The 23539-nt window shown below is 69.0% G+C and carries 26 protein-coding genes; 11 read left to right on the forward strand and 15 right to left on the reverse strand.

Translation table 11 applies throughout. The annotated features are described in order from the left end of the window. The 7 genes from H5J31_RS35130 to H5J31_RS35160 form a co-directional block, all read right to left on the reverse strand. Positions 1 to 1107 (reverse strand): hypothetical protein (locus tag H5J31_RS35130; RefSeq protein WP_181776989.1); only part of this gene is annotated, 1107 nt, incomplete at its 3' end. Next, on the reverse strand, positions 1104 to 1784 hold the full coding sequence (locus H5J31_RS35135; protein WP_181776990.1) for a D-sedoheptulose-7-phosphate isomerase: 681 nt from the start codon (positions 1782 to 1784) through the stop codon (positions 1104 to 1106). The genes H5J31_RS35135 and H5J31_RS35130, both read right to left, overlap by 4 nt. Beyond that, complete coding sequence (locus tag H5J31_RS35140) at positions 1781 to 1996, reverse strand: HypC/HybG/HupF family hydrogenase formation chaperone (RefSeq protein WP_181776991.1); 216 nt, start codon at positions 1994 to 1996, stop codon at positions 1781 to 1783. Before H5J31_RS35140 ends, H5J31_RS35135 begins: the two co-directional genes overlap by 4 nt. After that, positions 1993 to 2610 carry a D-sedoheptulose-7-phosphate isomerase gene (locus H5J31_RS35145; protein ID WP_181777011.1) on the reverse strand — a complete coding sequence of 206 codons (618 nt, stop codon included), beginning with the start codon at positions 2608 to 2610 and terminating at the stop codon, positions 1993 to 1995. The genes H5J31_RS35140 and H5J31_RS35145 overlap by 4 nt, the downstream gene beginning before the upstream one ends. Positions 2611 to 2659: 49 nt before the next feature. Further along, positions 2660 to 3073 carry a helix-turn-helix domain-containing protein gene (locus H5J31_RS35150; RefSeq protein WP_181776992.1) on the reverse strand — a complete coding sequence of 138 codons (414 nt, stop codon included), beginning with the start codon at positions 3071 to 3073 and terminating at the stop codon, positions 2660 to 2662. A 55-nt stretch (positions 3074 to 3128) separates the two neighbouring features. After that, entirely contained in the window at positions 3129 to 3422 is a 294-nt protein-coding gene (locus tag H5J31_RS35155; RefSeq protein ID WP_181776993.1) for a muconolactone Delta-isomerase family protein, read from the reverse strand. 43 nt (positions 3423 to 3465) lie between these two features. After that, a complete protein-coding gene (locus tag H5J31_RS35160) occupies positions 3466 to 4014 on the reverse strand; it encodes a helix-turn-helix domain-containing protein (RefSeq protein WP_181776994.1) in 549 nt (182 codons plus the stop codon). Between the two features lie 282 nt (positions 4015 to 4296). On the opposite strand from H5J31_RS35160, the gene H5J31_RS35165 reads away from it, so the two are divergent. Genes H5J31_RS35165 through H5J31_RS40595 form a run of 6 tightly spaced genes read left to right on the forward strand, consistent with a single transcriptional unit; the run spans position 4297 to position 9419 of the window. Beyond that, positions 4297 to 5373 carry an NADH-quinone oxidoreductase subunit B family protein gene (locus H5J31_RS35165; protein WP_181776995.1) on the forward strand — a complete coding sequence of 359 codons (1077 nt, stop codon included), beginning with the start codon at positions 4297 to 4299 and terminating at the stop codon, positions 5371 to 5373. 19 nt (positions 5374 to 5392) lie between these two features. Continuing rightward, entirely contained in the window at positions 5393 to 7159 is a 1767-nt protein-coding gene (locus H5J31_RS35170) for a nickel-dependent hydrogenase large subunit (RefSeq protein WP_181776996.1), read from the forward strand. Positions 7160 to 7171: 12 nt separating this feature from the next. Then, on the forward strand, positions 7172 to 8032 hold the full coding sequence (locus tag H5J31_RS35175) for a NifU family protein (protein ID WP_181776997.1): 861 nt from the start codon (positions 7172 to 7174) through the stop codon (positions 8030 to 8032). Then, positions 8029 to 8649, forward strand: coding sequence for a DUF5947 family protein (locus H5J31_RS35180; protein WP_328701692.1), 621 nt, complete (start codon positions 8029 to 8031; stop codon positions 8647 to 8649). The genes H5J31_RS35175 and H5J31_RS35180 overlap by 4 nt, the downstream gene beginning before the upstream one ends. A 3-nt stretch (positions 8650 to 8652) precedes the next feature. Beyond that, the gene (locus tag H5J31_RS35185; RefSeq protein WP_181776998.1) at positions 8653 to 9303 is read left to right on the forward strand and encodes a DUF6084 family protein; all 651 of its coding nucleotides are present in this window, start codon (positions 8653 to 8655) and stop codon (positions 9301 to 9303) included. Further along, complete coding sequence (locus H5J31_RS40595; protein ID WP_407925086.1) at positions 9300 to 9419, forward strand: DUF6893 family small protein; 120 nt, start codon at positions 9300 to 9302, stop codon at positions 9417 to 9419. The genes H5J31_RS35185 and H5J31_RS40595 overlap by 4 nt, the downstream gene beginning before the upstream one ends. Here the strand turns inward: H5J31_RS40595 and hypF are convergent. From hypF to H5J31_RS35200, 3 genes are read right to left on the reverse strand one after another with little or no spacing between them, the layout of a single operon-like run. Next, on the reverse strand, positions 9375 to 11684 hold the full coding sequence (hypF, locus tag H5J31_RS35190; protein WP_328701693.1) for a carbamoyltransferase HypF: 2310 nt from the start codon (positions 11682 to 11684) through the stop codon (positions 9375 to 9377). The two genes, H5J31_RS40595 and hypF, sit on opposite strands and share 45 nt — an antisense overlap. Positions 11685 to 11703: 19 nt before the next feature. Beyond that, a complete protein-coding gene (locus H5J31_RS35195) occupies positions 11704 to 13281 on the reverse strand; it encodes a hypothetical protein (protein WP_181776999.1) in 1578 nt (525 codons plus the stop codon). Further along, positions 13266 to 14039: an ABC transporter ATP-binding protein gene (locus tag H5J31_RS35200; protein WP_181777000.1), complete on the reverse strand. Its 774-nt coding sequence runs from the start codon at positions 14037 to 14039 to the stop codon at positions 13266 to 13268. Before H5J31_RS35200 ends, H5J31_RS35195 begins: the two co-directional genes overlap by 16 nt. A 119-nt stretch (positions 14040 to 14158) precedes the next feature. On the opposite strand from H5J31_RS35200, the gene H5J31_RS40085 reads away from it, so the two are divergent. From H5J31_RS40085 to H5J31_RS35225, 5 genes are all read left to right on the forward strand, one after another. Continuing rightward, on the forward strand, positions 14159 to 15415 hold the full coding sequence (locus tag H5J31_RS40085; protein WP_181777001.1) for a sensor histidine kinase: 1257 nt from the start codon (positions 14159 to 14161) through the stop codon (positions 15413 to 15415). Further along, the gene (locus H5J31_RS35210) at positions 15412 to 16062 is read left to right on the forward strand and encodes a response regulator (RefSeq protein WP_181777002.1); all 651 of its coding nucleotides are present in this window, start codon (positions 15412 to 15414) and stop codon (positions 16060 to 16062) included. Before H5J31_RS40085 ends, H5J31_RS35210 begins: the two co-directional genes overlap by 4 nt. 58 nt (positions 16063 to 16120) lie before the next feature. Beyond that, positions 16121 to 16477, forward strand: coding sequence for an antibiotic biosynthesis monooxygenase (locus H5J31_RS35215; RefSeq protein WP_181777003.1), 357 nt, complete (start codon positions 16121 to 16123; stop codon positions 16475 to 16477). 337 nt (positions 16478 to 16814) lie between these two features. Then, complete coding sequence (locus H5J31_RS35220; RefSeq protein ID WP_181777004.1) at positions 16815 to 17768, forward strand: Acg family FMN-binding oxidoreductase; 954 nt, start codon at positions 16815 to 16817, stop codon at positions 17766 to 17768. After that, positions 17765 to 18517: a hypothetical protein gene (locus H5J31_RS35225; RefSeq protein WP_181777005.1), complete on the forward strand. Its 753-nt coding sequence runs from the start codon at positions 17765 to 17767 to the stop codon at positions 18515 to 18517. Before H5J31_RS35220 ends, H5J31_RS35225 begins: the two co-directional genes overlap by 4 nt. Here the strand turns inward: H5J31_RS35225 and H5J31_RS35230 are convergent. The 5 genes from H5J31_RS35230 to H5J31_RS35250 all read right to left on the reverse strand — a co-directional run bounded on the left by H5J31_RS35230 (position 18499) and on the right by H5J31_RS35250 (position 23261). Continuing rightward, entirely contained in the window at positions 18499 to 19830 is a 1332-nt protein-coding gene (locus tag H5J31_RS35230; RefSeq protein WP_181777006.1) for a DJ-1/PfpI family protein, read from the reverse strand. The genes H5J31_RS35225 and H5J31_RS35230 overlap by 19 nt on opposite strands. 2 nt (positions 19831 to 19832) lie before the next feature. Continuing rightward, entirely contained in the window at positions 19833 to 20231 is a 399-nt protein-coding gene (locus tag H5J31_RS35235; RefSeq protein WP_181777007.1) for a hypothetical protein, read from the reverse strand. 173 nt (positions 20232 to 20404) lie between these two features. Continuing rightward, positions 20405 to 21052 (reverse strand): response regulator, encoded by a 648-nt coding sequence (locus H5J31_RS35240; RefSeq protein WP_181777008.1) that lies wholly within the window; start codon positions 21050 to 21052, stop codon positions 20405 to 20407. Continuing rightward, on the reverse strand, positions 21049 to 22152 hold the full coding sequence (locus H5J31_RS35245) for a sensor histidine kinase (protein ID WP_181777009.1): 1104 nt from the start codon (positions 22150 to 22152) through the stop codon (positions 21049 to 21051). The genes H5J31_RS35240 and H5J31_RS35245 overlap by 4 nt, the downstream gene beginning before the upstream one ends. A 110-nt stretch (positions 22153 to 22262) precedes the next feature. Further along, positions 22263 to 23261 carry a LacI family DNA-binding transcriptional regulator gene (locus tag H5J31_RS35250; RefSeq protein ID WP_181777010.1) on the reverse strand — a complete coding sequence of 333 codons (999 nt, stop codon included), beginning with the start codon at positions 23259 to 23261 and terminating at the stop codon, positions 22263 to 22265. Positions 23262 to 23539: the final 278 nt, after the last annotated feature.

A 23539-nucleotide genomic window follows, 5' to 3' on the forward strand; every position in this document is an offset into this window, starting at 1 on the left:
CCCCGCCAGGAACATGTCATGCGCGTCAGCCCGCTTCACCGGCCGCAACCGGACCCGGCTGCCCTCTCCGACCACGACGCCTCCGACGGTGACGGTGGCCGCCTCGGGTTCCTGCGCCGGCTCGCCGGTGACTTCGCGCAGATAGCGGATCGTGCCGTGTAACCGGTCGAGCAGTTCCGGCGGCATCCCGTCGACCCTGTCGATGATCTCGGCGGCACGAGCATCCGTCGCGCGCGCCTGACGCTTCTCCTCATCGGTCAGCGTCATGGTGCGCAAGGTCAAGATCTCGTCGATCTCCAGGCCGTCGTAGAGCGGACCCTGGCTCTGCTCGGCGATCTCCGGATGGTCGGAGAGGATGATCGGCGAGCACAAAACGGTGTCGCGTCCGACGAGCACCGGCCACAGACGTTCGTTGACGCATTCCTTCGTTACGAGCGAGGCCCATTCGGGCGGGTCGGTCGAGGACACGAAGCCACCGTCCGGAGTGGACAGTAGCGCGTGCGTGGCGATCAGCGAATAGGCGAGCGCGTCGCGGCGGGTCGCGTCGAAACGGGACCAGGTTGACACGTTCGCCACCCGTACCCGAAGTTTGACACCGCCGAACGGGCCCGGCAGGTCGACGGCGCGGATCCGCAGCTCCCCGTGCAATCCGGCGCGTCGCCGTACCAGGCGGGTGTCGTCGCGGATCCACTCGACGTCCTCACCGCCGTCTACCTGGAACGGCACCCTGGTTTCGGTGCGCAGCGCGGAAAAGGGAACGGCGGTGTCGACCTCCCGTTCGACGGCCTCCTCCCAGGTGGTGTATTCGGTGCCGTCGACGGTCACTGACGGCACCGGCCGCCCGCCCACCTCGACGACGCGTTTCTGGACCTGGAGGAAGCGCAGCAGTACGTGCAGCTCCCCGTCGGGAGCGGGCTCGGCGATCAGTTCCACCTGCGCCGACTGGTGTTCACCGGTGTCGCGGGCCGCGTAGGCGGGCGGGACCAGCACTCCCCACTGGAACCGCATCTGGTTCTTGGCCGCGGACGCGCGGTACGGGTACAGGAGATAGCCCTCGTACAGTACGGCGTCGGCCACCGCCTTGGCCTGGTCCAGCGCGGCGGTCACGTCGAGTCCCGCAGTCCGGCGAGGGTGAGCTCCCACAGCACGTGGTAAAGCGTCGTCTGGGTTTCCTGGATGCGATGCACGGACGGCGACGGCACCACGAACAGGTAGTCGATGCTGTCGAGTTCGGCCATCTTGCCGCCGTCGTAACCGGCGATGCCGACGGTGAGCAGTCCCCGTCGGCTCGCTTCGTCGAACGCCCGCAGCAGGTTGGCGGAGTTCCCGCTGGTGGACAGGCCGACAGCGATGTCCCCGGCTCGGCCGAAGGCGGCGATCTGCCGGGCGAACACCACGTCGAACCCGATGTCGTTGCTCAGCGCGGTGATCACCGCGATGTCGTTGGTCAGCCCGAACGCGGGCAGTGGCGTGGGATCGCCACCGGGTCCGCTCGCCGGGCTCAGGAACAGGCTGGCGAGATCCTGCGCGTCGGTCGAACTGCCGCCGTTGCCGAAGGCGAGCAGTCTGCCGCCGCAGGCGAAGGCGCCGCTCAGCGCCCGGGCGCAGTCCAAGAGGCGCTGGCCGTCCTCGGCGAAGACCGACGCGCGCAACTCGGTGATCTCCCTGGCCTTGTCCACTGTGGATCTTCGGACCTGTTCGATCACGGAGTCCACATCGGACGCATCCGAGTACAGGAACGGGTACAGCGCCTGGACGTCCGCCGCGGGGCCGTTGCCGTTCATCGCGGATCACCGCCCAGTACCGCGATGGCCTCACCGGCGTGCACGAGGACGGTGTCGCCGACACGCGAGGAGACCAGCGCGACGCTCACTTCCTCTTCGGTCCCGGCGTCGGTCCGCACGACGGCGAGGGCGTCGTCCAGCAGCCGCAGCACGACGACCGGGACGGCGGTGTCCGAACAGGTGAGGCAGACGTCGTCGTGACATTCGTTCATCGCACGGCCTCCTCGTCGAGCACGCCCGGCTGTTCGAGGAAGACGTGCACCAGTTCCCAGAGCACGTGGTACATCGTCACGTGCACCTCCTTGACCACGCGGGGATCGGCCGACGCGGCGATCAGCAGATGGTCGGCGGCGCGCCGGGCGGCGATCGTGCCACCGTCGCCGCCGGTCAGCGCGACGGTCAGCATGCCGAGTTCGCGGGCTTGTTCGAGGCCCCGCAGCACATTCCGGCAATCGCCGTCGGTGGACAGTCCCAGCGCGATGTCGGACGGCTCGGCGAGGAACCGGATCTGATGCGCGAAGACCTCGTCGAGGCCGGCGCGGTTGGCGATCCCGGTGAGGGTGGCGACGTCGGAGGTCAGTGACAGCGCGGGAAGCGCCCGCTTCCCGACGATCACCGGATGCACGAACTCGACGGCGACGTGCTGGGCGTCGGTACTCGGGCCGCCATTGCCGAACACGACCAGCTTCCCGCCGCGGTGGAACCGTTTCGCCATGCTGTGGCACGTACGCGCGACGTCTTCCGCGTGTTCGGCGAGATCGTCCAGGGGGCGGGCACGGCTGCGCACGAGCGCGTCGACGACGCCGAGACCGCCGGGACGTGACAGCTCTGTCACGGTCGGAGTCCTTAAAGTGGTGGGAAAGCTGATCAGTCGGCTAGGCCGGAGTGCCGGGCTGCGCGCCCGCACCTTGTCTGCCGGGCGGAAGGAAACCCTCCGGCAGACCGGGACCGAGGATCCCGGCCGTGCGGAACACCGGCTCGGGCACCGGTGTGGTGGACGGTGCGCCGTCCTGCTCGTCCGGTGCCCAGCTCTCCGGATTCCAGGTGAGGCCGAGGAGATAGGTGACCGAACAGGACAAGGACGCGGCCAGTTCCGGCAGCAGGCCGAGGTCCAGGCCGCGCCCGTTCTCCATCGCGCTCAGCGCGCGATTCGTCGTACAGCTCCCGTGTTGGTGCAGGCGTACCACGACTTCACGCTGGGTCAGGCCCAGTGAAAGACGTCGCTCGCGTAGCCGCTGGGCACAGATCCAGTGCCGTTCGCGAGCGGGATTCGGCTTCGGCGCGCTCATCGGACACCTCTGTCCCCTAGGAACGACACAAGTGTTCGCCGCGATCACCGATCCGTCAACCGGTCATCCCGGTGAGACCCGCGGCCGGATCCGGCATGTCCGCGAGGGGGTGAATCTCATACCGTGCGAAGTTGTAAACGGGTGACAGCGCGAGCAGCCTTTCCAGCTCCTCGTTCGATCCGACGTCGTAGATCCAGGCCCCGCCGTGCTGTCCGACCAGGTGATATCGCGCGAGCACCTTGCCCTTGTCCTCCAGCGGGCCGGCGTAACGCGGCATCTTGGCGACGGCCGCGGCCATCTCGCCGGAGAGCAGGGCGAGTTCCATCCGGAACATCACCAGGAATTTCATCCGTCCACCATCCGGCGGCGACGCCGACGATGTCAACAACGGGTCAGGCCAGGGGAGACCTGCCGAAACGTTCCTGGAGCCGACGCAGGTCCCGCAGCCGGGGCTCGGTCTCGCCGCCGACCCAGCGACCGACCGTCTTCACCGACACGCCGAGCTGGCGGGCCGCGGCCTCCTGGGTGAGCCCTTCCCGCTCCAGCACGCCGGACATCCAGTCGGCGAACGAACCCGCCTGCTCGGAATCCGTTGCCGCCGTGGCGGAATCGTGCTTCAGCTCGGTCACCTGGGCGAGCGTCGGCTCGCCAGGCTGCCCGGAATGCGAATGCAGGACGTCGACCTCGACGTGCTCGGGGAAGATCCGGAACGAGATCTGGATGGTGCCTTCCGGGCCGGCGGCGTCCAGCAGCGCGCGGAACACCGTTTGACTTACTTCCCGGTTGTCGCCATCGGTGAGTGGAGAATCAGCGAGACAATGCCGGACGAATTCGCGGATTTCCGGAATCGAGGAAGGACGGGCCGGGAAAATCTTGGAAAGCACGACCACCGGGAGCAGCTCGATGGGCACTCCCGGGTCTTCGAAGTCCGGTCTGTTCACGAGATTCCCGCCGTCGGAGAGGCTTCGGCCAGCCTACCTGCGGAAGCGTTCCACCCCAAGCGAAAGCCCGGACGTCGAGCCAAGACAGATCTGTCCGGTCTTCTTGCCGGGGGCGGACGACGAGGTCTACCGTGACAGTTGTTCGCGCCCCGGAATGGTTTCGATCTTTCCGAGGTCGTTTCCCATTCGCCTTATTCCGCTCCGGCGTGTCGGCCGCTGTCGAACCCGCTGGGCGTTCGCCGACTTCGAATGCGGCCTCGGGCCGCGAGGAGGTGGTCCTCGATGACCACGGCCGAGACGACCGGGGGTACCGCGGCGGCCGAGCAAGCCGAGGAACCCGTCGTGCACATTCTCTGGATGAACGGCGGTCTCGGCTGTGACGGCGACTCGGTCGCCCTGACCGCGGCGACCCAGCCGAGCATCGAGGACATCGTGCTCGGCGCACTGCCCGGGCTCCCGAAGGTCGCGGTGCACTGGCCGTTGATCGATTTCGAGTGCGGGCCGGAGACCGGTGCCGACACGTTCATCGAGTGGTGGCACAAGGCCGACCGCGGTGAACTTGAGCCGTTCGTGCTCGTGGTGGAAGGGTCCATCCCGAACGAGAAGATCAAGTCCGAGGGCTATTGGTGCGGGTTCGGCAACAACCCCGCGACGGGGCAGCCGATGACCACCAGCGAGTGGCTGGACCGGTTGGCGCCCAAAGCGTTGGTGGTCCTGGCTGTCGGTACCTGTGCGACGTATGGCGGTATCCACGCGATGGCGGGGAATCCGACCGGCGCGATGGGTGTGCCGGACTATCTCGGCTGGGACTGGCGTTCGAAGGCGGGCATCCCGATCGTCTGCGTCCCCGGCTGCCCGACCCACCCGGACAACCTGTCCGAGACGATCCTCTACCTGCTGTACCAGGCCGCGGGGCAGGCGCCGATGATCCCGCTCGACGAGGCGCTGCGCCCGCAATGGCTGTTCGGCGCCACCGTCCACGAGGGCTGCGACCGCGCCGGCTACTACGAGCAGGGCGAGTTCGCCAACGACTACGGCTCGCCGAAATGTCTGGTGAAACTGGGCTGCTGGGGTCCGGTGGTGAAGTGCAATGTCCCGAAACGCGGCTGGATCAACGGTGTCGGCGGTTGCCCCAACGTCGGCGGGATCTGCATCGCGTGCACGATGCCGGGCTTCCCGGACAAGTTCATGCCGTTCATGGACGAGCCACCCGGGTCGAAGGTGTCCGCCGCGGCGAGCACGGCCTACGGGACGGTCATCCGCGCGCTGCGTGGGTTCACCATGAAGACCGCCGACGAGGAACCGAAGTGGCGGCACAAGGGGAAGTCCCTGACCACCGGCTACAAGTCCAACTGGTGACGGAGCGAGGAATCCAGCGATGACCAACACCCAGAATCCCGGCCTGGTGGAGATGGCGTGGGATCCGATCACCAGGATCGTGGGCAGTCTCGGTATCTACACGAAGATCGATTTCGCGAAGAAGGAGGTCGTGGAGTGTCATAGCACGTCGTCGATCTTCCGTGGGTACAGCATTTTCATGAAGGGTAAGGATCCGCGGGACGCGCATTTCATCACGAGTCGTATCTGTGGGATCTGCGGGGACAATCACGCGACGTGTTCGGTGTACACCCAGAACATGGCTTACGGGGTGCGGCCGCCGCATCTGGGTGAGTGGATCATCAATCTCGGTGAGGCCGCGGAGTACATGTTCGATCACAACATCTTCCAGGAGAACCTGGTCGGGGTGGATTATTGCGAGCGGATGGTGGCCGAGACCAACCCGGGGGTGCTGGAGCTGGCCAACCGCACCGAATCCCCGCATGCTGCCGAGCATGGGATGCGGACGATCGGTGACATCATGCGGTCGCTGAACCCGCTGGAGGGCGAGTTCTACCGTGAGGCGTTGCACGTCTCCCGCTACACCAGGGAGATGTTCTGCCTGATGGAGGGCCGCCACGTCCATCCGTCGACGTTGTATCCGGGCGGGGTGGGGACGGTGGCGACGGTGCAGTTGTTCACCGATTATCTGACCCGGTTGATGCGGTATGTGGAGTTCATGAAGAAGGTCGTTCCGATGCACGACGATCTGTTCGACTTCTTCTACGAGGCCCTGCCCGGGTATGAGAAGGTCGGGCAGCGGCGGATCCTGCTCGGCTGCTGGGGCAGCCTCAACGACCCCGATCACTGCGACTTCAGCTACGAGAACATGGAGAACTGGGGTCGGAAGATGTTCGTGACCCCGGGGGTGGTGGTGGACGGGAAACTTGTCACCACCAGCCTGGTGGACATCAACTTGGGGATCCGGATTCTGCTCGGTCACTCGTTCTACGAGGACTGGGAGGATCAGGAGATGTTCGTGAAGCGGGATCCGCTGGGCAATCCCGTGGATCGGCGGCATCCGTGGAACCAGCACACCATTCCGCGGCCGGCGAAACGCGACTTCGACGACAAGTACTCGTGGACGATGTCGCCGCGCTGGTTCGACGGCAAGGACCACCTCGCCCTCGACACCGGCGGCGGGCCACTGGCCCGGTTGTGGGTGACCGCGCTCGCCGGCCTCGTGGACACCGAGTACGTCAAGTCGACCGGGCACAGCGTCCAGATCAATCTACCGAGGACGGCGCTCAAACCCGCGAAGAGCTTCGAATGGAAGATTCCACAGTGGAGCAACGCGCTCGAACGCAACCGCGCGCGGACGTACTTCCAGGCGTATGCCGCCGGTCTCGCGTTGCACTTCGCGGAGAAGGCCTTGGCTGAGATTCGTGGTGGGAACACGAAGACGTGGGAGAAGTTCGTCGTCCCGGAGGAAGCCGCCAGTGTCGGGTTCACCGAGGCCGTCCGCGGCGTGCTGTCGCATCACATGGTGATCAAGGGCGGGAAGATCGCGAACTATCACCCGTACCCACCGACACCGTGGAACGGCAGTGTCCGTGACACCTACGGCACCCCCGGCCCCTATGAGGACGCTGTCCAGAACACGCCGATCTTCGAGGAGAACCCGCCGGAGAACTTCAAGGGCATCGACATCATGCGCGCGGTCCGCAGCTTCGACCCCTGCCTGCCCTGCGGCGTGCACATGTCCCTCGGTACGGGGAAAGTGCTGACCAAGCACCACACCCCGCACGCGTTCAACGGCGAGTACTGAGGGGTGCCGGGGATGACGGACACGGCCGGCGACGTCGGCGACCGGATCGAGAAACTGCTCGGCGAACTGCCGGACGGACGCGGGAAGCAGGTCGCCGAGGAACTGGTCCGGCTCGTGGTCGGGATGTACGGCGAAGGTCTGGAGCGGGTCGCCGCGCTGCTGGACGAGGACACCCTGCTCCAGCTCGCCGGGGACGACCTCGTGGGGAGCCTCCTCCTGCTGCACGACCTGCACCCGGTCGACGTCGACACCCGGATCCAACGGGCACTCGACGAGGTCCGGCCGTATCTCGGCTCGCACGCCGGCGGGGTCGAGTACCTCGGCGTCGACGAGGACGGGATGGCCAAGCTGCGGCTGGAAGGCAACTGCCAGGGCTGCCCGTCCTCGACGCTGACCGTGAAGATGGCGATCGAGGGCGCGATCGCCCGGGCCGCGCCGGAGATCGCCGGGGTCGAGGTCGAAGGGATCACCCCGCCGGAACCCGACCCGGTGCCGTTGCTGCAGGTCGGGATGGGCCCCCCGGACGGCTGGCACGCTCCCGAACCGGCCGGTGCGCGGTGGAGCGCGGTACCGGAACTGGGCCCGCCGACCGGACGTCCGCTGACCGTGCCGATCGACGGTGTCGACGTCCTGTTCTGCTCGGTGCGGGGCACGCTTTACGCCTATCGGGATGCCTGCGCCGCTTGCGGGTCCGGCCTCGCGGAGTCCGTTTTGGACGGTTCCGTGCTCACGTGCTCGGGATGCGGCGCGAAGTTCGATGTACGGCTGGCGGGGAAGGGACTCGACGACGGAGGACGTCACCTCGATCCGCTCCCGTTGCTCTCGGACAGCCAGGGCGTGCGAGTCGCCGTACCGGCGGCGGTGACGTCGTGAACCTGCGTCGGTTCGTCGCTCCCGAGACGCCGGCACCCGCGCCCTCCCGAGAGGCGGAGCTGGAACGCTGCGAGTTGTGCACCGAGCCGACCGGACCGGAGCACGGGCATATCGTGGACACCGAACGCCGCGCGATCCTCTGCGCCTGCCGGGGCTGTTTCCTGCTGTTCGAACATCCGGAGGCGGGCGGCCGGTTCCGTGCGGTGCCGGAACGGTACCTGCACGACTCCGGTCGCCCGCTGGCCAAGGCCGACTGGGACGGGCTCGGCATCCCCGTGGGCGCGGTCTTCCTGCTGCGCGGGGACGAGGGCACCGCCGCCTTCTACCCGAGCCCGGCGGGCGCGACCGAATGCCTGCTGAACCTGGACGCGTGGGCCGATCTGGCCGCCGCCCATCCGCTCCTGGCCGCGGCCCGGCCGGAGGTCGAGGCGATCCTGGTCCACAGCGACGAGACCGAAGTCGACGTCTTCCTGGTGCCCATCGACGTCTGCTATCGGCTTGTCGGGCTCGTGCGCGTTTACTGGAAGGGGTTCGACGGCGGCCAGGAGGCCCGCGAGCTGATCGACCGGTTCTTCGCCGACATCCGGGTGAGATCCCGGGATTTCGGTGCGGGGTGAATCGTGGCTGATCTGGTCTTCGACTGTGTGGACGCGGCACCCGAACGCTACGGCGTGGTGCCGAGCCTGAACCTGCGGCTGCGGATCAGCGAGGTCTCCGGCGAGCGGATCGAGGCGATCGCGCTGCGCTGCCAGATCCGCATCGAACCGCACCGGCGGCGCTACTCGCCGCAGGAGGCCGAGCAGTTGCGGGACCTGTTCGGCGAAACCGGCCGGTGGGCCGACACGGTCAAGCCGATGCAGTTCACGACGGTGTCCGCGATGGTCCCCGGGTTCACCGGCGCCACGACGATCGAACTGCCCGTCCCGGTCACCTACGATCTGGAGATCGCGTCGACGAAGTACTTCAACGCGGTCTCCGACGGCGTCATCCCGCTGCTGTTGCTGTTCAGCGGCACCGTCTTCGGCAAGAACGAGGGCCGCATGTCGGTCCAGCAGGTTCCCTGGAGCAAGGAGACCTCCTACGATCTGCCGGTGAAGGTATGGCGGGAGACCGTCGACCTGCACTTCCCCGGGAGCGCCTGGCTACGGCTCGACCGGGAGACGCTGAACGCCTTGCAGCGGTACAAATCGCGGAACGCGCTCCCGACCTGGAGCGGCACCGTGGCCGCATTGCTCGAAGCGGCCGAACGCAGAGAAGGGTCTGCGACATGAGTGTTCTCGGCTATATCTTCCTGGCCATCCTGATCGTACTCGCCGGCGGGATCGTGCTGCTGTTCGTGATGTCAATCCCGGACATCCGGCGCTACCTCGCGATCAGGAGGATGTAGGTCCCGAGCGGCGGCGACGGCCGCCTGGCCGAGACTGATGCCGCCGTCGTTCGCCGGGATCTTCGAATGGGTGAGCACCCGGAAACCCTTACCGGCCAACAGATCCACGGATCTGTCGAGCAGCAGCAGGTTCTGGAACACTCCGCCGGACAGCGCGACCGTGCCTACTCCCGTCCGCTCGCGCAGCACGGCGCAACAGCGCGCGACGACCTCGGCCACGCCGTTGTGGAACCGCGCGGCGACGACGGCGGGGGAGCGGCCGCGAGCGAGGTCCTCGGCGACCGCTCGCACCAGGTCGGCACCCGCGACCACCAGCGGTCCGGCGCCGGACACCGTCACCGGGTACGCGCCGCGTTCCGTCGGATCGGCCAGTTGCTCGAGTTCGATCGCCGCCTGTCCCTCGTAGCGGATGCTGTCACGGACGCCGAGGATCGCCGCCACCGCGTCGAAGAGCCTGCCCGCGCTGGAAGTCAGGGGTGCCGCGATCCCGCTCCGGGCCAGTGCGACCACTTCGGACCACGAGGACTCGTTGCGCTTGTGGACGGTCGTGGGCGGCGCTTGCCCTTCGAAGGCCTCCTCCAGATAGATCGCGGCCATCCGCCACGGCTGCCTGATCGCCGTCGCCCCGCCGGGGAGCGGAACCGTCGCCAGATGCCCGACCCGTTCGAATCCGGTCAGCTCCGCGAGCAGGAACTCCCCGCCCCAGATCGTTCCGTCGGTGCCGAACCCCGTGCCATCGAAGGCGACCCCCAGTACGGGACCGGTCTCCCCGTTGTCCGCCAGGCAGGACGCGATATGCGCATGGTGGTGTTGCACGCCGGTCAGCTCGACGCCGGTCTCCTCGGCGAGGTCGACGGCGTACTTGGTGGACAGGTATTCGGGGTGCAGGTCGTGGGCGACCACCGCCGGGTCGATGTCGAACAGCCGTCCCAGGTGGACGATCCCGTCGGTGAACGAGCGCAGCGTCTCGAAGTTTTCCAGATCCCCGATGTGGTGGGAGAGGAACGCGTGCGGGCCTTGGGCCAGACAGAAGGTGTTCTTGAGTTCCGCGCCACACGCGAGCACCGGCCGCCGCGCGGGCCGCGGCAGTGTCACCGGCTCCGGGACGAATCCGCGTGAGCGGCGGAGAACGGTCTCGCGTCCTCGCCAGGGCCGGACCACCGAGTCGTCGGTGCGGATGTGGATCGGCCGGTCGTGGGTCAGGTAGGCGTCCGCGATCCCGCCGAGTCGTCCGAAGGCGTCGGTGTCGGCGAACGCGATGGGCTCGTCGGAGACGTTCCCGCTGGTGAGCACGATCGGCGCACCGACGGCGTCGAGCAGCAGATGGTGCAGGGGCGTGTACGGGAGTATCACGCCGAGCCGACGGGTTCCCGGCGCGACCGACGTCGCCACGGGAGCGTCGTCGAGCCGGGGGAGCAGCACGATCGGTCGTCTACGGCTCCTTAGGGCCGAGCGAGCGTTTTCGTCCACTTCGCACAGTCGCGCGGCTTCGTCCACATCGGACACCATGACCGCGAACGGCTTGTCCTCCCGGTGCTTGCGTCTTCGCAGAGCGGCCGAGGCGGCTTCGTCGGCAGCGAGTACGGCGAGGTGATATCCGCCGAGCCCCTTGATCGCCACGATGCGTCCGGCGTTCAGCAGGGCGGCCGTTTCGGTGAGGGGATCGCCTGGGAGTTCAGCCCGGTCGGAGTCGAGGAGCCGGAGCCGTGGGCCGCAGTCCGGGCAGCAGACCGGCTGGGCGTGGAAACGGCGGTCGGCCGGGTCGTGGTACTCGGCGGCGCACGCCGGGCACATCGCGAAGCCGGCCATCGTGGTCAGAGGCCGGTCGTACGGCACGTCGCGGACGATGGTGAACCGCGGCCCGCAGTTCGTGCAGTTGACGAAGGGATAGGCGAACCGCCGGTCGGCCGGGTCGGCCAGTTCGCGGAGGCAGTCCTCGCAGGTCGCACTGTCCGCTGAGACCAGCGTCCGCTTCGGGCCACCGCTTTCGCTGGCCGCGATGCTGAACCCCGGACGGCCGAGCGGTTCGGCCTCGGCCGTGGTCACCCGCTCGACCCCGGCCAGCGGGGGAGCGTCCCGCCGGAGAGCGGCCAGGAAGACGTCGACCTCGGCGACCGGTCCTTCGACCTCGATGAAGACGCCGTCCCCGTCGTTGCCGACGAGACCGGCCAGACCCAGCCGGGTGGCCAGGCCGTGCACGAAGGGCCGGAAACCGACCCCTTGCACGATCCCTTCGACCCGCACGGCACGGCGTACATGCGACACGTGGTTCAGTGTTCACGCCTCAGCGGAGTTTGGCGAACGTCTCCGGCAGGCGCGTCGCCAGACGCCGCGTCGCGAGGGCGCCACCGAGCCACGCGCCGGCGACGGCGTTGAGGAACGCCACCGCGAGCGTCGCGGCTCCGAACCAGCGGGGGAGCGAGTCCCCGGCGAAGGTCAGCATCGCGGCCATCGCCGACGTCGGCGCCGTCCCCCACAGCTGGATCTGGAACGCGGCGAAGATCCCGACGGTGTTCTCCCCGGCGTCCGTGGCGTTGACGCGGCGGTGCGGGTCGACCCCGGGCGTCGCGCCGAGCACCGACATCACCACGGCGGTGCCGCAGCCGACGCCGAGCAGCGCGATCAGCACCGCCAGGATCGGCACGGCGTAATCGAAGATCCCGGTCACGACCATCATCGCCGCGGAGAGCGCGAAAGCGGGGAGTCCGAAAAGGACGGTGATCCCGATCTGACGGCCGCGGATGTCGGCGCGCACCGCCTCACGGCTCTCGGCCACGACGAGTTGCCACAGCGCGGTGCCGTCCTGGCCGTAGAGGTTCGCTCCGCTGAGCGCGACCGTCATCGCGACGGCGACACCGGCCAGCCCGGCGAGCTCGGGCAGTCCGGCGATCGCCCCGTACACCGCGACGAACACGCCGAACCAGACGGCGGAACGCACTTCCAGGCTTCGCCACGGGTCGCGCCACCAGGTACGGAGTTCCTTGCCGGTGACGGCGCCGAGCGGACTCGCGGGCAGCAGCCGTGGCCGGGTGAGCACCCGGCTGCCCCAGGGACGGCGTCGACGGCGCACCGTGCGGTTGCCGACCTGTGGTGTCAGCAGCGCGATCGCGGTGAACGTCACGACAGCGGCCGCGGCGGCGAGCAGGGCGATCGAGCCGAGCGCCGGCAGGGGGCGTCCGGCGGCCATCGCGTCGATGGCCCGCACGGGAAGGCCGAACGGCGTCCATTCCAGGAACGCACGAGCCGGGACGGCCCCGAAACCGTCGCGCAGGAACGCCGGGATCGAGTTCAGCACCGGGCGCACCACGGCCCAGCCCGCCACCATGGACGACAGCAGCAGGCCGTACTGGACGGCCGCGAGTTCCACCCCGAAATGGGTGCGCATCGCCGCACCAAGCAGTGCGTAGACAGTCCGGGACAGCGCCACGACGAACACGACCAGGAGCAGCCCGCCGACGAGCGCGGTGACGGCGGCCGCGAGGGCGGTGGCGTCGCTCGCCGTGACGAGCGCATAGGCGATCAGCGCGAGAGCCGCGAGCTTCGTCACGGCCCCGCCGACACCGACGAACGCGGAAGCGAGGAGTCCGGCGCCGAGCCCGCGCCGAGGCAGCGGCAGGAGGGCGAAGTACTCCGGCCGGAGCATCGCCGCGCCGGACGTCAGGATCGGGCCGACCAGCCAGCCCGCCACCCAGAACGCGAGGACCAGCAGTAGCACGTCGGTGCGGGCCGCGGGTTCGGCGAGGAAGACGATCGCCCAGGTGCCCGCGGCCGCCAGGACGCCGGCGGCCAGCCCGAGGAGACGCTTCCAGCCGAGCGTGTGCCGCTGGATCGTGAGCTTCAACCGGATCAGGTCGCCAACCACAGCAGATCCTCCTCTCCGACGCCGCGCTCGCCGACGAGCCGGACGAAGACGTCCTCGAGCGTCGAACCCCCGCGCACCTCGGCGAGCGTCCCGCTCGCCACCACCCGGCCCTCCGCGATGACGGCCACCCGATCGCACAGATCCTCGACCAGCGACATCACATGAGAGGAGATGACGACCGAGCCGCCGGCGGCGACGAAGCGCAGCAGCATCGCCCGCAGGACCCGCGCCGAAACCGGGTCCACCGCCTCGAACGGTTCGTCGAGTACGAGCACCTTGGGCGCGTGCAGCAACGCCGTCGCCAGGCCGATCTTCTTGCGCATCCCGGTCGAGTACTCGATCACGAGCACCCCGCGCTCCTCGGCGTCGTCGAGTTCGAGGATCCGCATCAGTTCCGCCGCCCGCGACCGCACGACGTTCGCCTTCATGCCCCGCAGCAGTCCCCAGTAGGTGAGCAGTTCGCCGCCGGTCAGGCGCTCCGGCAACGCGAGCCCGTCCGGCAGGACGCCGAGCATCGCCTTGGCGGCGACGGGATCGGCCCAGACCTCGACCCCGTGGACGACGGCCGTCCCGGAATCCGGGCGCAGCAGTCCGACGGTCATCGCGAGTGAGGTCGTCTTCCCCGCGCCGTTGGGACCGACGAGCCCGGTGAGGGAGCCGGGAGGCACGGTAAGGCTCACGTGGTCGGCGGCGGTCTTCCCGGAGTACGTCTTCGTCAGCCCGTCCAGCCGCAGCGCTGGTGCCGTGTCGGTCAACATGGACTCACGATGGCCGGCGCCCCGTGGCCGGCACCTCGGTCCGCGAAGCACGGATGCCCGCCAGGTGGCCAGGAAGATGATGGCCACTTGTCCGGTCTGTCCTTATCTACACTGCGAGGGTGGCCGTGACGGTGGATCGCTGGATGCTGCCCGGCGAACTCGCGCGTGCCGACGAGCCGGGCGAGCGGTCCGGCGCGTACCGGCGCACGCCCCGCGACTGGGCCGTCGACGTCACGATGTTCGCGATCGCCGCGCTGGTCTGGGTCCTCGAATTCGAGTACTACGTGCTGCCGGACGTGTTCGGCCAGCCAGTCTGGGCGCGGATCGCGGACTCGGCCGGGGGTGCGGCGGTCTGCCTCGCCATCTGGTGGCGACGGCGGTTCCCGGTGACGACCGGACTGCTGGCGGGCACGGCCGGCGCGCTCGCGAACACGGCGGCGTCCGCGATGATCCTGCTGCTGTTCTCACTGGCCCTGCATCGCGGCTGGAAATGGGCGGTGCCGATCACCTCGGTCGCGGTCCTGATCAGCGTGCCCTACATCTATCTGAACTTCCCCGGCGCGGACCGGCAGCCGCTGCCGTGGCTGATCAGCCTCCTGCTCGGCGCCGCGCTCGTGGTGACCGCCGGACTCGCGGTGCGTGCCCGGCGTCAGGTCTTGCTGGCCCTGCGCCTGCGCGCGGACGCCGAACGACGCGGGCACACACGCGAACTCGAAGAGAGCCGCCGCGCCGAACGCCAGCGCATCGCACGCGAGATGCACGACGTCCTGGCACACCGGATCTCCCTGCTCGCGGTGCACGCCGGCGCGCTGGAATACCGCACGGCGCAGGCGGAACAGGGCGTCGCGCCGGAGCCGTCGGCGGCCGAAGTGCGGGACGTGGTCGCGGTCGTGCGGACCAACGCCAATCAGGCGCTGGAAGAACTGCGCGAGGTGCTCGACCTGCTGCGTCAACAGCCCGACGGGGAAGACGGCCGTGAGTCGCCACAGCCGACGGCGGACCGCCTGCCCGCGCTCGTCGACGAGGCCCGGCTCAGCGGGCAGCAGGTGCGAGCCGACTTCGCCACCGGGCTCGGGCGGTTGCGGCCGCAGATCCAGCGGACGATCTACCGGATCGTCCAAGAAGGACTGACGAACGCCCGCAAACACGCTCCCGGCGCGTCGGTCGACGTACTGGTGAGCGACGTCGTCGCGGGCGAGGTGCTGGTCCAGGTGGCCAACGCCGCGCCGCTCGGCGTCACCACGAGCGAGATCCCCGGCGCCGGTGCGGGACTGATCGGCCTCGCCGAACGGGTCGCGCTGCACGGCGGGGAACTGACCAGGGAGATCAGCGAAGGGGAGTTCCGCATGCGAGCCCGGATACCGTGCACGTCGTGATCAAGGTGCTCGTGGTCGACGACGATCCCCTCGTCCGCGGTGGGCTCAAACTGATGCTGGGCGGCGCGGCCGACGTCGAGGTCGTCGGCGAAGCGGCCGACGGCGCGGAAGTGAGGGACGCCGTGACCCGCTCGCGTCCGGACGTCGTCCTGATGGACGTGCGGATGCCGGTACTCGACGGCATCGCGGCCACTGCCGCGCTCGGCAGGCGTACCGGGGAACCCGCGCCCGCCGTGGTCATGCTGACGACGTTCGACGCCGACGAAACCGTGCTCGCCGCGTTACGCGCGGGCGCGGCGGGTTTCCTGCTCAAGCACACGCCGCCGGAACAGATCGTCGACGCCGTCCGGCGCGCGGCCGCTGGTGAACCGGTGCTTTCTCCGGACGTCACCCGGAGCGTGATCGCGATGGCCGCGCGACAGGGCCCGGACCCGGGTTCCGCGCGCACCCGGATGGACCTGCTGACCGAACGTGAACGCGACGTCGCGCGCGCCGTCGCCGAAGGGCTCAGCAACGTCGAGATCGCCGAACGGCTGCACCTTTCGCGCTCCAGCATCAAGGCGACGATCTCCAGTGCGCTGACCCGGCTCGACCTGACCAACCGGATCCAGCTCGCCATCATCGCCCACGAAGCGGACCGGACTTGATCTCCACCTGACTGGAGGTTGCATCGTGAACTCCTGAACATCCGGTTGAGGAGTGAACATGAACGAGGACAAGGGCTTCTACTCGATCATCGAGTACGCGGTCGACGGGCCCGAGACCCAGGCGGCCCTGGTGGACGCCTTCGCCGAGATCCAGGAACGCTGGGTCCGGTTCTATCCCGGCTACGTGTCGGCGCGCTTCCACGCGAGCGTGGACGGAACGCGGGTCTTCAACCTCGTCAGCTGGGCGAGCGAGGCGGACTACCGGCATTTCGAGGAGACGTCGGACCTCGACGGCCGCCTCGCGGCCATCCACGCGGCGCTGGACGGCTTGCCCGGCGAGGTCGAATCCCGCGTCGGCGCCAACCCGCGCTACCGCGTCGTGCGGGAGGTCGGCCCCGGCCCTGCCCGCGTTTAGTCCTCTAAATGCGCCGCGGCCGGGTGGGTCGCCTGGGGCGTGATCGGACCGGTGCGGCGCGACCGTGTGGATTTTGGGACATCTGACGTCCCAAAATCCACACAGTCAGGGATACGCCCCCCGGCCGAGCCCGCATTTAGTCCTCTGAATGCGCCGCAGGTGAAGCTTCGGACGCCCTCCCTTAGCCCGCATTTAGTCCTCTAAATGCGGCTGGGGTGTGTTGGAGGATCACGCGGAGAGGGCCGAAAGTCCCGGTCCGAAAAGGACCACGGCCACTCCCGGTCGCCGGCCGGGCACGAAAGGCTGGAGGGACCTCTCCCTCCGGCTAGGAGCCGCGATGATCCTCACCGAAGTACCGGTCGTCACCGCCGCGCTGGAGGCGGCGGTCCGGGCGCCGTCACCCCACAACACCCAGCCCTGGCTCTTCGAACTCGCTCCCGGTGTCATCGACGTCGTCCTCGACGAGAGTCGCGTGCTGAAGGTGTGCGACCCCGAAGGCCGTGAGGCGCGGTTGTCGTGCGGTGCGGCGTTGCTGAACCTCGAACTCGCGATCGCCGCCGCCGGGCAATCTTGCGACGTCGAGCTGCTGCCGGCGCGGGACCGGCCGGAGCTGCTGGCCAGGGTCGAGATCGGCCCTCGGCACCGGACGACCGCGGCGGAGCGGCGACTGGCGGCGGCGATCGGTGCGCGATACAGCAACCGGCGGCCGTTCGCCGCGACCCCGGTGCCCGCCGGCGCCAGGTACGCGGTGCGCCAGGCAGCCCGCGAGGAGGGCGCGAAACTGGTGCTGCTCGACGAGGTCGGTCTGTCGGGGGCCGTCGCGGGGCTCATCCGGCGGGCCGATCACCTGCAGACGCTCGACGAGGCCTTCCAAGCGGAACTTCGCGCGTGGACCAAGGAGCGCGACAGCCGGGACGGCGTTCCCGCCTACGCCGGTGGACCTCGTCCCTCGGGCGGGCTGCTGCCGGTCCGGCATCACGGCGAGAGCGACGAGGCCCGGGAGTTCGAACGCGACCCGGTGGTGGCGGTGCTGACGTCGCCGACGGACGGTCCGCTCGCCCAGGTCCGGGCGGGGCGGGCGATGCAGCGAGCGCTGCTGACGGCGACTTCGCTCGGTCTCAGCGCGTCCTTCTATTCGCAGCCCATGGAAATCCCGTCCGCCCGCACCGTTCTGCGTTCGCTGCTCAGCGAAAGCGACCACCCGCAGGTCGTCTTCCGCCTGGGCTACGGGTTTCCGGGCACCACCACACCGCGTCGCCCGGCCGCCTCGGTCACCCGGTTCGTTCGGTGACCCGCGCCGCGACCGTACCCGGCACCCATGAATGGACGACCGAGGAGACGCGGATCCTGGTGCAGGCCGCGCGCTGGGTGCCGGGGCAATGGCTTGACGGCGAGTGGCCGCTGGAGGTCCGGGGCGACGGTGTCGACGTGGTCGAACGTCCGGGGAGCGACGGCCGCGGCAGGCATCTCGCCTACGGTGCGCTGCTCGTCCACCTGGAAGCGGCGATGCGGGCCCTGGGCTGGCTCCCGGAGATCGAATTCGCGGACGACCACACCGAATCCAACCGGATACTGCGGATAACCGCAGCCTCGCGGAAACGACCGGGCGCCGACGATCTCGCCTGGTTCGCGGCGATGTCCGGACGGGCGACGTACTCGTGTCCCGGCGGCCCCGTCCTGACTTCGGACGAGGAGCCCGTCGACGGCGTCCGGGTGAAGGCCCTTTCGCCGCGTCAGATCCGCGCGGTGCCGAAGGTCGGCGCCGCGATCGCCCGCGCGATCGCGCCACCCGACGAGGATCTGGACGACTCCTGGTCGGCCTTCCTGGTCACCACGGTTTCCGAGGCGCGCCAACATCTTCTCCGCGCCGGCTCGGTGGCACAGCGGATCCGGCTGCTCGCCACCGAGTTCGGCCTGCGCTGCACGACCGTCACCGAGCCCTTCGATTCGCCGAAGGTGCGGGTCTCGTCGTTCGGGCTCGCCGGCGCCCCCGGCATTCCGCAACTGGTCGTCGGCGTCCATCACGCGCGCCTGCGGTAGAGCGCCCGGATCCCGAAGGCGGCGAGCAGCCCGAGGACGGCGAGCCCGAATGGCCGGAGGGTGATCGTCCACGGCCAGGCCGCGCCTTCGAGCGCCAGGTGATCGGCCGGGTACTCCAGGGTCCTGGCCGTCCACCGCGTGGTGGCGGTGTCCGTGGTGTGCACCAGGTCTTCGAGAACGGCGTCGAACGGGAATCCCGGTCGGGTGTGCAGGTACACGGGGGAGAGGTCCGAATACTGGTCGGCCGCCCGCCTGGTGGCCGCGTCGGCGCCGGGCACGATCAGCCGGTCGAGGTCGTCCGCGACCGCCGTCGGCGTGGCCCGCGGGGCGAAGGTCAGCCCGTGGCGTGACTGGATCGGCGCGCCGTCCAGGCCGACGCCCATCGTCTCGACGGCCAGGGACTGCCCGTAGGTGTCGAAGACGGCGGCGAGTTCCAGTTCCCGGATCCCGGTGGTCAGCAGGACACCCAGCAGCTCCTTGTCCCACCGGAAAGCGGTGTTGAAACCGACCACGGTGTCCGAAGCCTCGAACGTGTTCTGCACCATCGGCCTGCTGACACCGGGGAAGTAGTGGGACCACCCGATGGCCTCGGCGGCCTTGCGGGCGACGTCGGTGCCGGCGATCCGTTCGGTGACCCGCAGCGCGCCGTCGATACCGGAGAGGATCCCGGCGGTGGTCAGGATGTTGCCGTCGTCGACGTACCGGGTGCCGCGAATCCAGTCCACGGCGGGGAATCGTTCGTCGAAGCCGTCGATGCGGATCCAGTGCGCGGTCGCGCGGCGGCCGTCCAGCAACCCGGCCGAAGCGAGGACGCCCGATCCGTTGCAGACGCTCATGACCAACGAGCCTTTCGAGGACTGCTGCTTGAGCCAGTCGGTGACCGGCCGCGTGGTCGGCTCGCCGAGATCGGGCAGGGCCGGCACGACCACGACGTCCGGCGCGGCGGATCCGAGCAGTCTGTCGAGGCCGGCGAAACTCAGGTCGGGGACGAGGTCGAGCCCGCCGGTCAAGGTGACCGGCCGAGCCTCCGGCGCCACCGTGTAGAGGTTGAAGGCGCCGGAAGCGGCGAGAACCTCGTACGGCGCAAGCGTGTCCGAGACGACGGCGCCTTCATTGCCCACGACGACGACCGCGGTGGGTTTCGCGGGATCGTGCGTCCGGGGTACCGGTTGTGGCGAGACCCCGTCGGTTCTCGGGGCGTAGCGGTTTTCGAAGCTGGCGTTGAGCGTGACGCCGCCGAGTGTCAGCGGCAGGGTCAGCGCGGCGACGACGAAAGCGAGGACGGTGAGCGTGACCCGGACGAAGGTGCGCATGGTCAGGCTCCGTACTCGGCGCGACGGCGGAACATGGCGGCGAGCATCGCGGGCACCATCAGCACGTGCCCGGCCATCATCAGCGTCGAACCGGACACCAGACCGGTCCAGAAGAACGGCAGGAAGATGACGTAGGGCAGGTACATCGCGGCCGACATCTCCGCGATCGACGCCCAGCCGTGCCGCCGGATCCGCATCCACAGCGCCATGCCGAGCGACATGTTCGTGGCCATCACGAGCGCGCTCGCGGTCACGTTCTTCGCGAGATCCGGCCAGGCGAACGACCAGACCGGTTCGAGGACGATCATCCCGGCGACCATCGCGATAAGCATTTCGACGGCGTGGCGGGTGAAGTGCAGGACCGCCCGGTTACGGGTCTTCGGTTCTGTCGTGTGACTCATTGCGGACTCCCTCGCGGTTCGGTGCGACGGGAGCAATGTTCGGCCGCGACAGGGCACGCGGGCAGGTGCCGGAAGTCATGTGCGAGGTCATGTGACCGGCGAGCCGAAACGTGTCGAGTCTGCCGCGGTGCGCAGGTAGCGGTTTCGCGTGACTGGATGGACGACACACGTGTTCAGAACAGGCCGAGTTCCCTGGCCCGCAGCGCCGCCTGGGTCCGGTCGCGCACCTGGAGTTTGGAGAGCACGCTCGTCACGAGGTTCTTCACCGTACCCTCGGCGAGGAACAGGGTATTGGCGATCTCCCGGTTGCTGCGGCCGTCCGACAGCAGCCGGACGACCTCCAGCTCGCGCTCCGAGAGCGGGGTGACGAGCGGTTGCGGACGCGGTTTCTCGTCGGGCATCTGCGCCACCCTCGCGACGAGTTTGGCAGCCACGGAAGGCTGCAGCACCGACTCACCGCGTTGGGCCGCGACCAGCGCCTCGACGAGCCGTGTCGAGGAGACGTCCTTCAGCAGGTAGCCGACGGCGCCCGCCCGCAGCGCGGCGAACACGTCCTCGTCGTCGTCGAAAGTGGTCAACGCCAGTACCCGCACCCCGGGCTGTTCGGCCCGCAGCCGGGTGGTGGCCGCGATCCCGTCCAGCACCGGCATCCGCAGATCCATCAGCGCGACGTCGGGACGCAGTTCGGCGCAGAGCCGGACGGCCTGCTCGCCGTCGGCCGCCTCGCCGACGACGTCGATCTCGGGCTGGACCTCCAGCAGGGTCGCCAGGGCTTCGCGAAACAGGGCCTGGTCGTCGACGATCAGCACGCGGACGGTCATCCCGGCACCTCCACGGTGAGCGTCAGGCCGTGTCCTTCGGCCGAATCCACGGAGACCCGACCGCCGAGTCCGGCCACTCGCTCACGGAGCCCCACGAGACCGAAACCGTTGTCCGGCGGGGAATCCCCGGTCAGGCCGAGGCCGTCGTCGCGGACCTCCAACCGGACCTTGTCGCCGATGGCGTAGTCGAGCACCAGGCTCGCGGCCGTGGCCCGCGCGTGCTTGCGCACGTTGGTCAGTCCCTCCTGGGCCGCCCGGAACAGCGACTCCTCGACGTCGGCGCGGGTGTCGCGCGCCGTGCCCTTGACCTCGAACCCGGTCGGAACCCCGGCCGCGGAAGCCTCGTCCGCCAAGGCCCGCAAGGCGTCCGCGAGCGGTTCGGAGCGCGGTTCCCGCAACGCCGACACCGAACGGCGGACCTCGGCGAGCGCCTCGCGGGATTGGTCCTGCGCCTTGGCGAGCATCGAGTCGACGCGGTCGGTGTCGGCGGTGCCGATCACCGCCCTCGCGGCCTGCACCATCATCTGTACGACGGTCAGGTGATGGCCGAGCCCGTCGTGGATGTCGCGCGCGAGCCGGTTGCGTTCCTGCGTGGTCGCGAGTTGTTCGGCCTGCGCGGCGTAGTCGCGAAGCCGTTCGTGTGCCTCGGCGAGTTCTTCCCGTGCCCGTTTCTCGCGCAGGATCAGCTCGGTCACCACGACGGCGAAGACCATGACCGCGAGCGTGCCGAGTCCTTCGCGGAGACCGTCCAACGGCGACATCGGCAGATGTATCAGCGGGATGATCACCGCGACCCCGAAGGCGACGGGCAGTGGCAACAGCAACACGGTCTGGCAGACCAGGACCACGAGGAGCAGCACGGCGCCGACCGCGGCACCGGAAAGTGAGAACAGTGTGAAACCGAGCGGTAACTGCACGCAGACATAGACTATCGCCGGCGCGCGGCCGCGTTTCTGGACCCACGGGAAGCCGACGATGGCGATCGCCGCGTAGACCAGCCCGACGACGAGCGTCGGCAGCACGAGCGTTTCGTAGTTGGCCGAGCCGAGGGGCAACGTCACGTACGCGACGAGGGTCAGCACGGCCAGGGCCCGGTTCACGGACACACAATGCTGGACGCCGTCACACCGGCGCAAGCGACTCCCGCGTTTAGTCCTCTGGATGCGGTCCTTGCGCGTGCAACTACCGCATTCAGAGGACTGAACGCGGGTCAGGCGATGGTGCTGTTCCGGATTTCGAGGGAGAACGGCGTCTGGACGTCCTCGGGGGCGAGGTCGCTCCCGCCCGCGATGCGTCGTCGCAGCAGGTCGACCGCGGCCCGTGCGATCGCCGCCTTGTCCGGGGCGATCGTCGTCAGCGAAGGGAGGCTGTACGCGCTCTCCTCGTTGTTGTCGAAGCCCACGATCGCCATGTCCGACGGCACTTGGACGCCTCGTTCGGCCGCGGCGCGCAGGGCGCCGATGGCGAGAAGGTCGTTGAAGCAGAACACCGCGTCGGGCGGTTCCGGCAGTGCGAGCAGATGCGCCATCGCCTCGGCGCCGTTGGCGCGGTGATACCGCAAGGCGGGCAGGACGAGTTCCGGGATGGGCGCGATGCCTGCCTCTTCGAGCGCGGAGTGGTAGCCCTCGAGTCGTTGCGCGGCGGTGTGCCGCTGGGGATGCGCGCCGATCGCGGCGATCCGACGGCGGCCCAGTGAGATCAGGTGGCGCACCGCGATCCGGGCGGCCTGCACATTGTCGATCCCGACGTGGTCTATCGGGACGTCGACGACGTGCTCACCGAGCATCACCAGCGGGACACCCGGCGCGAGATCCCCGAAGTCGTCGGTGTGCAACGCTTCCGGGCTGATGATGGCACCGTCGATCAGATGCGGGCCCAGCGTGGACAACGCGTTGCGCTCGCGCTCCCGGGTGCCCAGGGTCTGTTCGATGAGGACGTTCCACTCGTGCTCCTGCGCCGCTTGCAGCACGAGGCCGGCCAGCTCGCCGAAGTACGGGATGCTCAGTTCGGGGAGCATCAGCCCGAGGAACCCGGTGCGGCCGCGGCGGAGGTTGCGGGCCCCGAGGTTGGGCCGGTAGCCGGTCGACGCCAGTGCCTCCTCGACGCGGCGGCGGTTGTCCGGTTTGACGAAGTCGTAGCCGTTGACCACGTTCGACACGGTCTTGACCGAGACGCCCGCAAGCTTGGCGACGTCCTTGAGCGTGGCCACCCTCGCTCCCCTCTGCAGTGCTCCGGCACAGATCCGGGACAGCCTAGCCGCGCGAACGGCGGATTTACAACGTTGTACCAACGATGTAAATCTGGCATCGTCCTTATGAGTGACCCGGGTCACCGCAGATCCGTGCGCTCGACTTCCCCGAGGAGCGATCGATGTCCCTGCCCATCCGCCGCACCCTGCTCCTGGTGACCGGCCTCGCGCTCGCGCTGACGGCCTGCACCAGCCGCGAGACCCCGCAATCCGCCCCGACGGGGGCAGCAGGGTCAGGC

This window comes from Amycolatopsis pittospori (genome assembly GCF_013870525.1).
In the GTDB taxonomy this organism is placed as follows: domain Bacteria; phylum Actinomycetota; class Actinomycetes; order Mycobacteriales; family Pseudonocardiaceae; genus Amycolatopsis; species Amycolatopsis pittospori.